The sequence below is a fragment of the Actinomycetospora sp. CA-084318 genome (genome assembly GCF_050955885.1).
Taxonomy (GTDB): domain Bacteria; phylum Actinomycetota; class Actinomycetes; order Mycobacteriales; family Pseudonocardiaceae; genus Actinomycetospora.
The window spans coordinates 999,635-1,012,537 of sequence record NZ_CP192098.1 but is presented as its reverse complement, the minus strand read 5'-3'; the positions used below and the strand labels follow the sequence as shown (position 1 = coordinate 1,012,537).

Below are 12,903 nucleotides of genomic sequence, written 5' to 3'. Positions count from 1 at the left end.
CCGCCTCACACGGCCCCCTCCGCGACGCGATACCCCGCGTCGCGGAGCGCCGTGAGGATCGTGTCCTGGTGCTCGGGCCCGCGGGCCTCGAGGGTCAACGCGACCTCGACGGTGCCCAGGTCGAGCGGCCCGAGACCGGCCGAAGCCCCGAGCCGACGGTGCTCGACGTCCACGACGTTGCCGCCGAGCCGGCCCACGAGCGCGAGCAGGTCCGCGAGGTAGCCGGCCCGGTCCGGGATCCGCACGCGCAGCCCGGCGTAGCGCCCCGCCGCGACCATGCCCCGCCGGACGATCTCGGCGAGCATCAGCGGGTCGACGTTCCCGCCGGAGACGAGCGCGACCACCGGCGGTTCCCACCGCCCCGGGTACTCCGCGATCGCGGCCACGGCCGCCGCACCGGCGGGTTCCACCAGCAGTTTGCTGCGCTCCAGGCACTGCAGGACGGCCCGGCTGAGCGCCTCCTCGGACACCGTGACGATCTCGTCGACCTGCGCGGCCACCTGCGCGTACGTCAGTTCCCCCGGCCGCGGCACGGCGATCCCGTCCGCGATCGTGGCTCCGGTGACGGTCGTCGGTCCCCCGGCCGCCAGCGAGGCGGGCCACGCGGCGAGGCCCTCGGCCTGCGCCCCGACCACGCGGACGCCGGTGCCGTGCAGCGCGGCCGCGATCCCGGCGACGAGGCCGCCCCCGCCGGTACAGACGACGACGGTCCGCGCGTCGGGGACCTGCTCGGCGATCTCCAGACCGACCGTGCCCTGGCCGGCGACGACGTCGGGGTGGTCGAAGGGGTGGATGAGCACGGACCCGGTGCGGTCGGCGAACGCCTGCGCCTCGACGAGCGTGGCGTCGAAGGTGTCCACCAGCTCGACCCGGGCCCCGTAGCTGCGGGTGGCCGCCAGCTTCGGCAGCGGTGCTCCGGCCGGCATGAACACGGTGGCCTCCGCGCCCAGGAGCCCGGCCGCCAGCGCCACGCCCTGCGCGTGGTTGCCGGCGCTCGCCGCCACCACCCCGCGGGCCCGCTCGGCGTCGGTGAGCCGCTGGATCCGCCGGTAGGCACCGCGGAGCTTGAAGCTGCCGGTGCGCTGCAGGTTCTCGCACTTGAGCAGGACCGGCCCGCCGGCGGGGACGGACAGCACCCGTGACGGCTCCACGGGCGTCCGACGGACCACCCCGTGCTGGTCGGCGCGGGCGGCCTCGACGTCGGCGCGCGTGACGAGGGTCGGCACGGACACCTCCCGGATGTGGACGAGCGGCACTCTCGCGCACATAGAAGCAGCGAGAGTGCCGTTCGCTCGGAGAGGGGGGCCGCCACGAGGTTCCCCTCACGCGGAGGACACGGGGCGGTCGCGTCAGAGTTCCCGGTACGACGGTGACGTCGCCGACCGGTTCCGACCCGCGACGGACGGGCAACCCGCCGGTGTCGGGGACGTCCCACGGGCCGGTCGCCGCGCGGGCCCCGACGCCGACCGGACCGTCCGAACCGAACGGGCGTGCGCACCGGACGTCGTCGGTAGCCTGTGGTGAGAGCGTGAGATTTCTGGGGAGGATCCGATGGAGACACGTCGACGTGCCGCCCGGATCGGGCTGGTCGCGCCGCTCGTCGCGGCCGCCGCGCTGGCCGGGGCGGCCGTGTTCACGGTCGAGGCGGCGGGATGCGACGACCCCGGGACGCTGGTGTCCACGCAGCACGGCCCGGTGCTCGTCGGCGGGTGCACCGTGCCCTCGCTCGTGACGCCCGGCCACACCGCCCCGCACGGCTCCGCCGAGGACCAGGCGGACGCCCGCCGGGGCTGACCCGCCCCGGCGTCGCGACCGGGCTCAGAGCCGCCCGAGCGCGGTGAGCAGGTCGTCGACGAGGTCGTCGGCCTCCTCGATGCCCACCGACAGGCGCACCAGGTCCGAGGGCACCTCGAGCGGCGAACCCGCCGTCGACGCGTGCGTCATGGCGCCGGGGTGCTCGATCAGCGACTCCACGCCGCCGAGCGACTCCGCGAGGGTGAAGACGGAGGTCGCCGCGCACAGGGCCCGCGCCGCCTGCTCGCCGCCCGCGAGCCGGATCGACACCATCCCGCCGAAGCGGCGCATCTGCTTCGCCGCCACCTCGTGGCTCGGGTGGGAGGCGAGACCCGGGTAGAGCACCGTCGAGACCGCGTCGTGCGCGGCGAGGGCCTCGACGACCCGCTCGGCGTTGTCGCAGTGGCGGTCCATCCGGATCGCGAGCGTCTTGATGCCGCGGGTGGTGAGGAAGCAGTCGAACGGGCCGGGCACCGCACCCATCCCGTTCTGCAGCCGGGCGAGGTCGGCGGCGAGGGCCTCGTCCGAGGTGACCACGGCGCCGCCGACCACGTCGGAGTGCCCGCCCAGGTACTTCGTCGTCGAGTGCAGCACCACGTGGGCGCCGAGGCCCAGCGGCTGCTGCAGGTAGGGCGAGGCGAACGTGTTGTCGACGACGAGCCGGATGCCGGCCTCGTCCGCGACGCCGGCGAGGGCCGGGATGTCGGCGATCGAGAGCAGCGGGTTGGTGGGCGTCTCGCACCAGAGCAGCCGCGTCTCGGGCAGGATCGCCGCGCGCACGGCGTCGACGTCGGAGAGGTCGACCGCGCTGAACCGCACGCCCCAGTCGGCGAGCACGGTCGACACCAGCCGGAACGTGCCGCCGTAGGCGTCGATCGGGATGACGACGTGGTCGCCCGGGCGCAGGGTGGCGCGGAACAGCGTGTCCTCGGCCGCCATGCCCGACGCGAACGCCCGACAGAACCGCCCGCCCTCGAGCGCGGCGAGCTGGGTCTCCAGCGCGACCCGGGTGGGGTTGCCGGTGCGGGCGTACTCGTAGCCGGAGCGCAGCCCACCGACCCCGTCCTGGGCGAACGTCGACGTCGCGTGGACGGGGACGACGACCGATCCGGTGGTCGGGTCCGGCTCCTGGCCGGCGTGGATGGCGCGGGTGGCGAAACCGTGGTCCTGACTCACCGCTCCAGTGTTCCCTAACGGCCCGCGAGGAATGCGAGCACGTCGGCGCGGCTGACGATGCCGGCCGGGCGCCCGTCGGAGATGACCAGCAGGCCGTCGCCGCCCTGCAGCTTCTCCATCGCCCCGGAGAGGGGCTCGGCGATCCCCACGGTCGGCAGGTTCGGCGCGAGGTGGTCGGCGACCTTGTCGGTGAGCGCGGCCTTGCCGGTGAACAGCTTGTCGAGCAGGTCCCGCTCGGTCACCGCTCCGCGGACCTCGGCCATCATCACCGGCGGCTCGGCCTGCACGATCGGCATCTGCGAGACGCTGAACTCCCGCATGATCGAGACGATGTCCGACACCGTCTCGTTCGGGTGCCCGTGCACGAGGTCGGGGATCGAGCCGTCCTTGCCGCGCAGCACGTCGCCGACGGTGTACTCCGCGGTGTCCACCGACAGGAACCCGTAGGACTGCATCCACTGGTCGTTGAAGACCGTCGAGAGGTAGCCCCGCCCGCCGTCGGGCAGCAGCACGACCACGACGTCGTCGGGACCGAGCTCCGCGGCCAGCCGGGCCGCGGCCACCGTGGCCATGCCGCAGGAGCCGCCGACGAGCAGCGCCTCCTCCCGGCCGAGCCGGCGCGTCATGTGGAAGGAGTCGGCGTCGGAGACCGCGATGACGCGGTCGGCGATCCCGCGGTCGTAGGTCGTGGGCCAGAAGTCCTCGCCGACGCCCTCGACGAGGTACGGGCGCCCGTCGCCCCCCGAGTAGACCGAGCCGAGCGGGTCGGCGCCGATGATCTGCACCCGCCCGTCGGAGATCTCCTTGAGGTACTTCCCGGTGCCCGAGATGGTGCCGCCGGTGCCGACGCCCGCGACGAAGTGGGTGATCCGGCCCTCGGTCTGCTCCCAGATCTCCGGGCCCGTGGACTCGACGTGCGACGCCGGGTTCGCCGGGTTCGCGTACTGGTTGGGCTTCCAGCCGCCCTCGGTCTCGCGGGCGAGGCGGTCGGAGACCGAGTAGTAGGACTCCGGGTGGTCGGGCTCGACGGCCGCGGGGCACACGACGACCTCGGCGCCGTAGGCGCGCAGCGCGTCGCGCTTGGCGGGCGAGACCTTGTCCGGGCACACGAAGATGCAGTGGTACCCGCGCTGCTGGGCGACGATCGCGAGGCCGATCCCGGTGTTGCCGGAGGTCGGCTCGACGATGGTGCCGCCGGGCTTCAGCTCCCCCGACGCCTCGGCCGCGTCGACCATCCTCTCGGCGATGCGGTCCTTCACGCTGCCGCCGGGGTTGAAGTACTCCACCTTCGCGAGCACCAACGGCGCGTCCGGCCCGGTCGGCACGACCTTGTTGAGCTTCACCAGCGGGGTGTGTCCGACGAGGTCGGCGACGTGCTCGGCGTACTGCATGACCCCATCCTGCCGAAGACCGTCGGCCGGGACGTGGCTGTGCGGGGAATCACCGCCGTCCGGGGCGGATCCGCGCGCCTAGGGTGCAGGTCATGGCCACTCCCGACGCCGTGATCGTGTCCGCCGCCCGCTCCCCCATCGGACGGGCCCGCAAGGGGACGCTCGCCGGCATGCGCCCCGACGACCTGGCCGCGCAGATGGTGCGCGCCGCCCTCGACCAGGTGCCCGCGCTCCCGCCCGCCGAGGTCGAGGACCTGATGCTCGGCTGCGGCCTGCCCGGCGGCGAGCAGGGCTACAACATGGGCCGCATCGTCGCGGTCCAGCTCGGGCTCGACACCGTCCCCGGCACCACGATCACCCGCTACTGCTCGTCGTCGCTGCAGACCATCCGGATGGCCGCCCACGCCATCCGCGCCGGGGAGGGCGACGTGTTCGTCGCCGCCGGCGTCGAGACGGTGTCGCGGTTCGAGAAGGGCTCCTCGGACGGCCTGCCCGGCACCCAGAACCCGCTGTTCGACGAGGCCCAGGCGCGCACCGCCGAGACCGCCGCGGCGGGCGCGTCGCAGTGGCACGACCCGCGCGCCGACGGGCTGCTCCCCGACGCCTACATCGCGATGGGCCAGACCGCCGAGAACGTCGCCCTGCTCGAGGACGTCTCCCGCGAGGAGATGGACCGGTTCGCGGTGCGCTCGCAGAACCTCGCCGAGCGGTCGAACGCCGACGGCTTCTGGGCCCGCGAGATCACGCCGGTCACGCTGCCGGACGGATCGGTCGTCGCCGCCGACGACTCCCCGCGCGCCGGGACCACCTACGAGGCCGTCGCCGACCTCAAGCCGGTCTTCCGTCCCGACGGCCGCATCACCGCGGGCAACGCCTGCCCGCTCAACGACGGGGCCGCGGCGGTCGTCGTGATGTCCTCCACCCGGGCCGCGGACCTCGGGATCACCCCGCTCGCGCGGATCGTCTCCACCGGGGTCACCGGGCTCTCCCCGGAGATCATGGGCCTGGGGCCGATCGGGGCGTCGAAGCAGGCGCTGGGCCGGGCCGGGCTCTCGATCGACGACATCGACCTCGTCGAGATCAACGAGGCCTTCGCCGCGCAGGTCCTGCCGTCCGCGCGCGGCCTCGGGCTCACCGACGAGACGATCGAGTCCAAGCTCAACGTGCACGGCGGCTCGATCGCGGTCGGCCACCCGTTCGGCATGACCGGCGCCCGCATCGCGACCACGCTGCTCAACGGCCTGCGCGCGAAGGACGCGACGTTCGGGCTCGAGACGATGTGCGTCGGCGGCGGTCAGGGCATGGCGATGGTGCTCGAGCGGCTGTCCTGACCCCGGTCCCGTGCGGGGAGGATCCGCCCGCCCCACCCTCGTGAGGGGTCCCCTCACGAGGGTGGGGGCGGGGGATCGTCCCCTCACACACGACGACGGCCCGCCCCGGGAGTCCCGGGGCGGGCCGTCGTCGTGTCGGTCCGGAGCTACTCGCCGCGGAAGTAGCTCAGCAGACGCAGGATCTCGATGTAGAGCCAGACCAGCGTCGTCATGAAGCCGAACGCGAGGTACCAGGCGAACTTCGCCGGGACGCCCGCCTTCACGGCCTGGTCGGCCTGGTCGAAGTCGAGCAGCAGCATGAACGCGCCGACCGCGATGCAGACCAGCGAGAAGATGATCGCGAGCGGGCCGCCGTCGCGGAGGCCGATGCCGCCCGTGGTGAAGAACGACACCACCAGGTTGACCAGCATGAGCACGACGACGCCGATGGCGGCGCCGATGACCATCTTGGTCAGGCGGGGGGTCACCCGGATCGCGCCGGTCTTGTAGACGACGAGCATGCCGATGAAGACACCGACGACGCCGACGATGGCCTGGAAGCCGATGCCGGCGTAGCGGCTGCTCGAGGCCTCGAAGAACCCGGTGATCGTGCCCAGGGCCAGACCCTGCGACACCGAGTAGGTGAGGACGAGCGCCGGGTTGGAGCTCTGCTTGAAGATGATGATGAGCGAGACGACGAGGCCGACGACGAAGCCCAGGATGCCCAGGATCGGGCTGAGCAGGATCGCGGCCGCGATGCCGACGCCGATGGTGATGACGGCGTTGAGCGCGGTCTTCTGGACGACGTCGTCGACGGTCAGCGGCCGGTCCGAGGCACCCGCCGCCGGGGGCTGCCCCGCGGGACCACCGCCGAAGGCGCCGCCCAGGCCCGCCGGCGCGTCACCGAACCGCGCGTACCCACCGGGCGACGTCGGCAGGTTGCGGAACGCCGGGTTGCTGCTGGTGCGCACCAGTCCTCCTCCACGTGCACCGAGCGGCCGGTCGACCGCTCTCACTGGTCCCAACGCGCGACCACGGGCTCGGGTTCCCGCGCGGGTAAAACAATTTTTGCACTGAACAGGGCGATCCGGACACCCGGGACACACCCCGCGTGACCATGTCCGGCGACCGGGGGAATCTTCGGGGTGCGTTGACCCCCGGGCGGCATGGAACCCCGTCGCGCGGGTCACTCTCGGAGTGTCCGGAGTACGTGTACCCGAGAGCACCAGGAGGTTCGTCGTGGCAGGCCTCGGCGACATGGTGAACAAGGCCAAGGAGTGGGCGGGGCAGAACCCCGACAAGGCCGACAGCTTCGTCGACAAGGGGAGCGACGCCCTCAAGGGCAAGTTCGCCGGTCACGACCAGCAGTTCGACCAGGCCTCACAGAAGGCGAAGGACTACCTGCACGGGCCGCAGGGCGAGCAGGCGCCGCCCCCGCCGCCGCAGGGCGAGCAGCCGCCGCCCCCGCCGCACCAGTAGTCCCACCACGACGGCCGGTGTCCCTCCCGCCGGGAGGGGCGCCGGCCGTCGTCGTGTGCGCTCCTAGTCGATCCGGACCGCGAGCAGCACCGCGTCGTCGCGCAACCCGTCGGCGCCGAGCACCTCGAGCACGCGGTCGCAGATCGCGCCCACGTCGTCGACGTCGGGGGCCTTGGCGAGGGTGCTCGCCAGGAGGTCGGTGCGCTCGTCCGGGTCCGCGCCGGGGGCCTCGATCAGCCCGTCGGTGTGCAGCACGAGCAGGTCGCCGGGGTGCAGGTGCACCTCGGTGCAGTCGCGTGCGGCGGCCCGGGTGGCGCCGATCAGCGGCGACAGGTTCCCGGTGAGCAGCTCCACGGTGCCGTCCACGCGACGCAGCAGGGGCGGCGGGTGGCCGGCGTTGCAGTAGCCGAGGATCCAGCCCTCGCCGTCCTCCGGCCGCTCCAGGCGCCCGAACACGGCGGTCGCCATCGCCGCCGCCATGTGCATGCCCTGGACGAGGTCGTTGCACCGGTCGATCACGGCGTCCGGGCCGAGGCCCTCCCACGCGTACGAGCGCAGCACACCGCGCAGCTCGCCCATCGCGGCCGCCGCACGCAGGTCGTGCCCGACGACGTCGCCGACCGCGATCCCGACGGCCCCGTCGGGCAGCGGCAGCAGGTCGTACCAGTCGCCGCCGACCTGGGCGCCGTCGGTCGCCGCGAGGTAGCGCGAGGCCACGACGAGGCCGGGGACGTCCGGGACGGCGGGCAGCAGGCTGCGCTGCAGCGTCTCGGCGGCACCGTGCTCGCGGGCGTAGAGGCGGGCGTTGTCGACGGCGAGCCCGGCGCGGGCGGCGAGGTCGCTCGCGAGGTAGAGGTCGCGCTGGGAGTAGCGCCGTCCGTAGGGCAGCTCGGTGCCGAGCGTGAGCGCCCCGAGCACCTGACCGCGGGCCCGCAGCGGGACGACGATGGCCGACCGGGGCCGCAGCTGCTCGTACTGCGCGAGCAGGTCCCGGTCCTCCCGCAGGCCCTCCGGGCGCACCGGCAGCTCGGGCAGCAGCGAGGGCGGCCCGCCGGCGAGCACGCGGTCGACCGGGTCGTCGCCGTCGTCGGTCGGGGTGATCCACCGCCCGAGGGCGGACACCGTGTCGGTCTTGGTGTCGTCGCGGTGGTTGACCGCCACCCGGTGCGCCGAGGACGGCATGCCCACCTCCTCGAGGAGGTCGACGCAGCAGTAGTCCGCGAGCGCGGGCACGACGATCCGGGCGAGGGCACGGGCCGCGCCCCCGGAGTCGAGGGAGGCGGTCATCGCCGCGGTGGAGTCGGTGAGCAGCCGCAGCTGCTCCCGGGTCTCCTCGGCGGCCGCGAGCGCCGCCCGGCGCTCGTTCTCGACCATGACGCGCTCGGTGACGTCGGCCTGCACCCCGACGAAGTTGACGACGCGGCCGCCGCCGTCGAACACCGGGGAGATCGACACCTGGTTCCAGAACGCGGTGCCGTCGCGGCGGTAGTTGAGCAGCACCTCGGTGATCGGGCGCTCGTCGGCGAGCGCGGCCCGGATCCGCGAGATCGACGTCGGGTCGGTGTTCGGCCCCTGCAGGAAGCGGCAGTTGCGGCCGAGGACCTCGTCGAGGTCGTAGCCGGTGAGGCGGGTGAACGCCGGGTTGACCCACACCAGCGGGTTCTGCTCGCGGTCGGGGTCGGAGATGGTGAAGGAGAGCTCGGTGGCGACGACGGCCCGGTCGCGCATCATCTCGAGGTGGCGCTGGGCGCCCGCCCCGGAGAGCTGCAGGAAGACGACGAGGGCGAGGCGGCGACGCTCGTCGTCCTCGGCCTCGGACAGCGGGAAGCCGGTCACCCAGAGCAGGCGCCCCTCGGCCTCCTCGCGCTCCTCGACCGTGGCCTCCGAGCCCCGGCGGGCCGCGTCCGAGACCGCGACCGGCTCCCCGGAGACCGGCATGCCCTGGGCCACGCGGGACAGGGGCGACGCGGTGTCGCGCATCGGGCGGCCGGACAGGTCGGTGAGACCCGCCGCCTCGCTCCAGGCGTCGATGTCGAGCGGGAGCTGCGCCTTGCCGCCCGTGAGGTCCTGCGCGGACCCGTTGGCGTAGGTGACGGTGCCCGCGTCGAGGTCGATCAGGGCCACGGCGGCCGGGGCGGTGTGCAGCACCTGGGGCAGGTCGCCGTCGCCGACGTCGACGGTGAGGCTGTCCCGCACGCGCGCGGCCTCGTCGGCCATCCCCGGATCCGTACCGACGTCGTCGGAGGCACCCCACCTCGCGTCGTCTGCGGTCTCCACGTGCTCGATCCCGACTCCTCCCGTCACCGTGTCGTGGGCGTCCCGGTGACGCGCCGACGCCGCGGCCGCGCCGTCGTCGGCGTGACCGTCCCCGTTAGACCTGCCCGTCACCCCGGGCAGCCTAGCCACCCGGTGCCGCTCCGGCCCGATACGGATGCGCGGATTACCCCGGACCGGGCGCCCCGGGACGATCCGTCGGACTGGGATGCAACGGCCCGCGACGGAGCGCCCGGGCCGCGCGGGTCGTCAGACGAGGTAGACCTCGCGGGGACCCGGCGCCCAGCCGTCCGGCAGCTCGGCGTCGTGCTCGGCGTCGCGCCCCGGATCGCGGTCCGGGCCGCCGAGCGCCGCCGTGAAGGCCGCGCTCGCGGCGTGCTTGCGGGCGATGAGCGTGTCGGTGAGCAGCACCTGGCGCGCCCGGCGCCACGGCACCTCCGCCGAGTCCGGCCCGGCCCAGGTCCACGCGCGGTCCAACCAGCGCACGAGGCGCACCCGGTAGGCGGCGGTGACCACCTCGGCCGCCCGGCCCGCGGCCTCGTGGTCGTCGTCCCCGTCGCCGGACCAGGGCGCCAGCACGCACAGGCCGCCCGGGTCGTCGGCGAAACCGACGATCTCGCTGACGGCGGCCACCACGTCGGACTCCGCGGCCGCGACCCCGCCGTCGGGCAGCCCGAGGCGGTGGCGGCGCACCACCGAGAGCCCGAGCGCCCGGTACGCGGCCTCGGCCGCCGCCTCGTCGGGGTCGACGTCGTCGTCCTCCCCGGTCGGCCCGGCCGGGTCGTCGAGGTCGTCCGGGAGGTCGTCGAGAGCGCCGGCGAGGAGGTCGTCGAGGCTGATCGGGGCGGTGGTCGGCGCCGTCGCGGTGGTGACGTCGGTCAGCCGGCCGTCGCGCACGGTGTCGGCGGGCAGCGAGGGCGGCGGGCAGGTGAGGGTGGGGCGTTCGGTGAGGCTGACGACGTCGACCTCGGCGTGCCGGGAGCCCAGACGGCGGAGCAGGCCGCCGGCCGCGCGGATCTCGTCGCGCGGGTGGGGCGCGACGACCACGATGCGGCGGCAGGAGCGCAGGGTCAGGGGCCGCAGCGCCTCGAGCGCCGACCACGGCGGCCGCACGGGCGCGGACACGTCGGACGCACCGGTCCGCGCAGCACCGGTCGCCCCCGCGAAGTCAGCCACCCTGCTCACCTCCCCGCCGGAAGTCTGTCCCATGGATCTCGCCCGTTCGGAGCAGCACGCGGCGCAGAACGCCGAGCGGTCCGGGACACGACGCGAGCGGTCACACCGTGCTGCACCCCGGCGGTCCGGACGGTTCCGATCGTGGCGCAGCCGGGTGAGGGCACGGCGTCCACGGTCTCTCGCCGGAGCGACCACGCGGCGACGGGGGGACGTCGACTCGCCCGACACGGGGTCGACGACGGGTGAACGTCGGGTGACGGTGCCCCCGGTGGGGTTCGAACCCACACTGCGGCGATTTTAAGTCGCCTGCCTCTGCCGATTGGGCTACGGGGGCCGCGGGGCGAGCCTACGAGCCGGCCGCTCGCGCGGCCGCGGCCAGGACCTCCTCCAGCATGGCCGGGGTGAGCCGTCCGGTGAAGGTGTTCTGCTGGCTGACGTGGTAGCAGCCGAAGAGCTGCAACGGCCCCCGGTCGTCCCGCGGCTCCAACGTCACCGTCGTCGCGTGCCCGAAGCGGGGCCGCGGCCGCGGCACCACCCATCCGTCGTCGAGCACGGGGAGGAGGGCCTGCCAGCCGAAGCCGCCCAGGACGACGACCGCCCGGACCCCGGTGAGCAGCGCCAGCTCGCGTTCGAGGAAGGGCCGGCAGGTGTCCCGCTCGGCCGGCGTGGGCTTGTTCTCCGGCGGGGCGCAGCGCACGGGCGCGACGATCCGGACGCCGTGCAGCTCCAGCCCGTCCCCCGGCCACGTCGCCGTGGGCTGCGAGGCGAGCCCGACGGCGTGCAGGGCCGCGTAGAGCACGTCGCCCGAGCGGTCGCCGGTGAACATCCGGCCGGTGCGGTTGGCCCCGTGCGCGGCGGGCGCGAGGCCCACGATCGCGAGCCGGGCGTCGGCCGGCCCGAAGCCGGGCACCGGCCGGCCCCAGTAGGTCTGGTCGCGGAAGGCCGCCCGCTTCTCCCGGGCGACCTGCTCCCGCCAGGCGACGAGCCGGGGGCAGGCCCGGCAGTCGACGATCTGAGCGTCGAGGGCGGCGAGCGCGGCCGCCGTCACTGCGCGCGGCTCGCGCGGGCGCACTCCCGGGCGATGCCGTCGAGGATGTCGTGCTCGGAGACGACGAGCTCGGTGATGCCCGCCCGCTCGGCCAGCTCCTCGGCGAGGACCCGCACCACGAGCGACCCGCCGCCGATGACGTCGACGCGTCCGGGGTGCATCGGCCCGAGGGCGGCCCGCTCGGAACGCGGCATGGCCTCCAGGCGCAGGCACGTCTCCCGGACCTCGTCGAGCCCGAGGCGCGCCAGGTGGATCTTCTCGGGGGCGTAGCTGCGCAGGCCCATCGCGACGGCGGCGATCGTCGTGGCGGTGCCCGCGACAGCCACCCAGGTCTGGACGTCGGCGACGTCCACGGCCTCGAACGCCGGCGCGAGGGTCTCCCGCGTGAACGCCTCCGCCTCGGCGACCTGGGCGGCCGAGGGCGGGTCGTCGTGCAGGTGCTTCTCGGTGAGCCGGACGCAGCCGACGTTCGCGGAGTACGCCGCCGCGACCTCCGCCGCGACCGCGTCCCACGTGCCGGCGACCAGCTCGGTGGACCCGCCGCCGACGTCGGCCACCACGGCGGGGCCCTCGTCGGGGTCGAGGTCGGCCACGGCGCCCGCGAAGGACAGCCGGGCCTCCTCCTCACCGGTGATCACCTCGGCCTCGACGCCGATGATGTCGCGCACCATGGAGAAGAACTCGTCGCGGTTCTCCGCGTCGCGCGACGCCGACGTGGCGCAGAGCCGCACGGTGGTCGTCGAGGTGCGCCGCAGCATCTCGCCGTAGGCGAGCAGTGCCTCCTTCGTGCGCGCCAGCGACTCCGGCGCGATCCGGCGCGTGGCGTCCACGCCCTGGCCGAGCCGGTTGACGCGCATCTCGCGGTGCACGTCGGTGAGCCACTGCGAGCCGTCCTCGCGGACGGTCACGTCGGCGACGAGCAGGCGGATCGAGTTGGTCCCGCAGTCGATGGCCGCGACGCGCGGCATGGGCGCTCCCTCCGGCGATGGATCGCGCGTGAGGTTACGGCGCCCGCCGGTGTGCTGCGGGCCGGGGATGCGGGACCGGCTACCGGGCGGCGGACGGCGGGTGTCGCCGCCCGGTAGCCGGTCCTCTCAGCACCCGCGGGGATCGGCGGAGAACCCCGCGGACCGGTGGGCCGTCCGCACCACCGGAGAACCGGGTCGCCGGTGACGGCGACTTGACCATGGTCGCGCGTCCGACGGTGTCACGGCAATCCGGAACCGGTTCCGACACCGTGCCGTGTCGGCGGATC

At 74.4% G+C, this 12,903-nt stretch carries 11 protein-coding genes and 1 tRNA gene; 3 read left to right on the top strand and 9 right to left on the bottom strand.

Translation table 11 applies throughout. The features are described from left to right. Window positions 1-5: 5 nt before the first annotated feature. A complete protein-coding gene (locus ACQPYX_RS04965; protein ID WP_433801807.1) occupies window positions 6-1,226 on the bottom strand; it encodes a threonine ammonia-lyase in 1,221 nt (406 codons plus the stop codon). Between the two features lie 325 nt (window positions 1,227-1,551). Between ACQPYX_RS04965 and ACQPYX_RS04960 the strand changes: the two genes are divergently transcribed. Then, complete coding sequence (locus ACQPYX_RS04960; protein WP_433801806.1) at window positions 1,552-1,794, top strand: hypothetical protein; 243 nt, start codon at window positions 1,552-1,554, stop codon at window positions 1,792-1,794. A 24-nt stretch (window positions 1,795-1,818) separates the two neighbouring features. Here ACQPYX_RS04960 and ACQPYX_RS04955 read toward each other — a convergent pair whose 3' ends face one another. Together ACQPYX_RS04955 and ACQPYX_RS04950 are read right to left on the bottom strand one after the other, a co-directional pair. Next, complete coding sequence (locus tag ACQPYX_RS04955; RefSeq protein ID WP_433801805.1) at window positions 1,819-2,970, bottom strand: cystathionine gamma-synthase; 1,152 nt, start codon at window positions 2,968-2,970, stop codon at window positions 1,819-1,821. Between the two features lie 14 nt (window positions 2,971-2,984). Continuing rightward, complete coding sequence (locus ACQPYX_RS04950) at window positions 2,985-4,361, bottom strand: cystathionine beta-synthase (RefSeq protein ID WP_433801804.1); 1,377 nt, start codon at window positions 4,359-4,361, stop codon at window positions 2,985-2,987. Between the two features lie 92 nt (window positions 4,362-4,453). Between ACQPYX_RS04950 and ACQPYX_RS04945 the strand changes: the two genes are divergently transcribed. Further along, on the top strand, window positions 4,454-5,692 hold the full coding sequence (locus tag ACQPYX_RS04945; RefSeq protein WP_433801803.1) for an acetyl-CoA C-acetyltransferase: 1,239 nt from the start codon (window positions 4,454-4,456) through the stop codon (window positions 5,690-5,692). A gap of 146 nt (window positions 5,693-5,838) precedes the next feature. Here the strand turns inward: ACQPYX_RS04945 and ACQPYX_RS04940 are convergent, their stop codons facing one another. Beyond that, window positions 5,839-6,642 (bottom strand): Bax inhibitor-1/YccA family protein, encoded by an 804-nt coding sequence (locus ACQPYX_RS04940; protein ID WP_433801802.1) that lies wholly within the window; start codon window positions 6,640-6,642, stop codon window positions 5,839-5,841. 268 nt (window positions 6,643-6,910) lie between these two features. Between ACQPYX_RS04940 and ACQPYX_RS04935 the strand changes: the two genes are divergently transcribed. After that, window positions 6,911-7,150: an antitoxin gene (locus tag ACQPYX_RS04935; protein ID WP_433801801.1), complete on the top strand. Its 240-nt coding sequence runs from the start codon at window positions 6,911-6,913 to the stop codon at window positions 7,148-7,150. A gap of 63 nt (window positions 7,151-7,213) precedes the next feature. Here ACQPYX_RS04935 and ACQPYX_RS04930 read toward each other — a convergent pair whose 3' ends face one another. From ACQPYX_RS04930 to ACQPYX_RS04910, 5 genes are all read right to left on the bottom strand, one after another. Continuing rightward, window positions 7,214-9,538, bottom strand: a complete 2,325-nt coding sequence (locus ACQPYX_RS04930) for a SpoIIE family protein phosphatase (RefSeq protein ID WP_433801800.1) — start codon at window positions 9,536-9,538, stop codon at window positions 7,214-7,216. A gap of 135 nt (window positions 9,539-9,673) precedes the next feature. Next, window positions 9,674-10,600: a PIG-L deacetylase family protein gene (locus ACQPYX_RS04925; RefSeq protein ID WP_433801799.1), complete on the bottom strand. Its 927-nt coding sequence runs from the start codon at window positions 10,598-10,600 to the stop codon at window positions 9,674-9,676. Between the two features lie 260 nt (window positions 10,601-10,860). Further along, window positions 10,861-10,934, bottom strand: a tRNA-Leu gene (locus ACQPYX_RS04920). Window positions 10,935-10,946: 12 nt separating this feature from the next. Further along, window positions 10,947-11,648 carry a uracil-DNA glycosylase gene (locus tag ACQPYX_RS04915; protein WP_433801798.1) on the bottom strand — a complete coding sequence of 234 codons (702 nt, stop codon included), beginning with the start codon at window positions 11,646-11,648 and terminating at the stop codon, window positions 10,947-10,949. Beyond that, on the bottom strand, window positions 11,645-12,616 hold the full coding sequence (locus tag ACQPYX_RS04910) for an exopolyphosphatase (RefSeq protein WP_433801797.1): 972 nt from the start codon (window positions 12,614-12,616) through the stop codon (window positions 11,645-11,647). Before ACQPYX_RS04910 ends, ACQPYX_RS04915 begins: the two co-directional genes overlap by 4 nt. Window positions 12,617-12,903 lie beyond the last annotated feature (287 nt).

Bases quoted from the DNA above. Each gene is read 5' to 3' on its own strand.
- ACQPYX_RS04910 (WP_433801797.1), bottom strand. From the start codon at position 12,616: ATGCCGCGCGTCGCGGCCATCGACTGCGGGACCAACTCGATCCGCCTG.
- ACQPYX_RS04950 (WP_433801804.1), bottom strand. From the start codon at position 4,361: ATGCAGTACGCCGAGCACGTCGCCGACCTCGTCGGACACACCCCGCTG.
- ACQPYX_RS04960 (WP_433801806.1), top strand. From the start codon at position 1,552: ATGGAGACACGTCGACGTGCCGCCCGGATCGGGCTGGTCGCGCCGCTC.
- ACQPYX_RS04945 (WP_433801803.1), top strand. From the start codon at position 4,454: ATGGCCACTCCCGACGCCGTGATCGTGTCCGCCGCCCGCTCCCCCATC.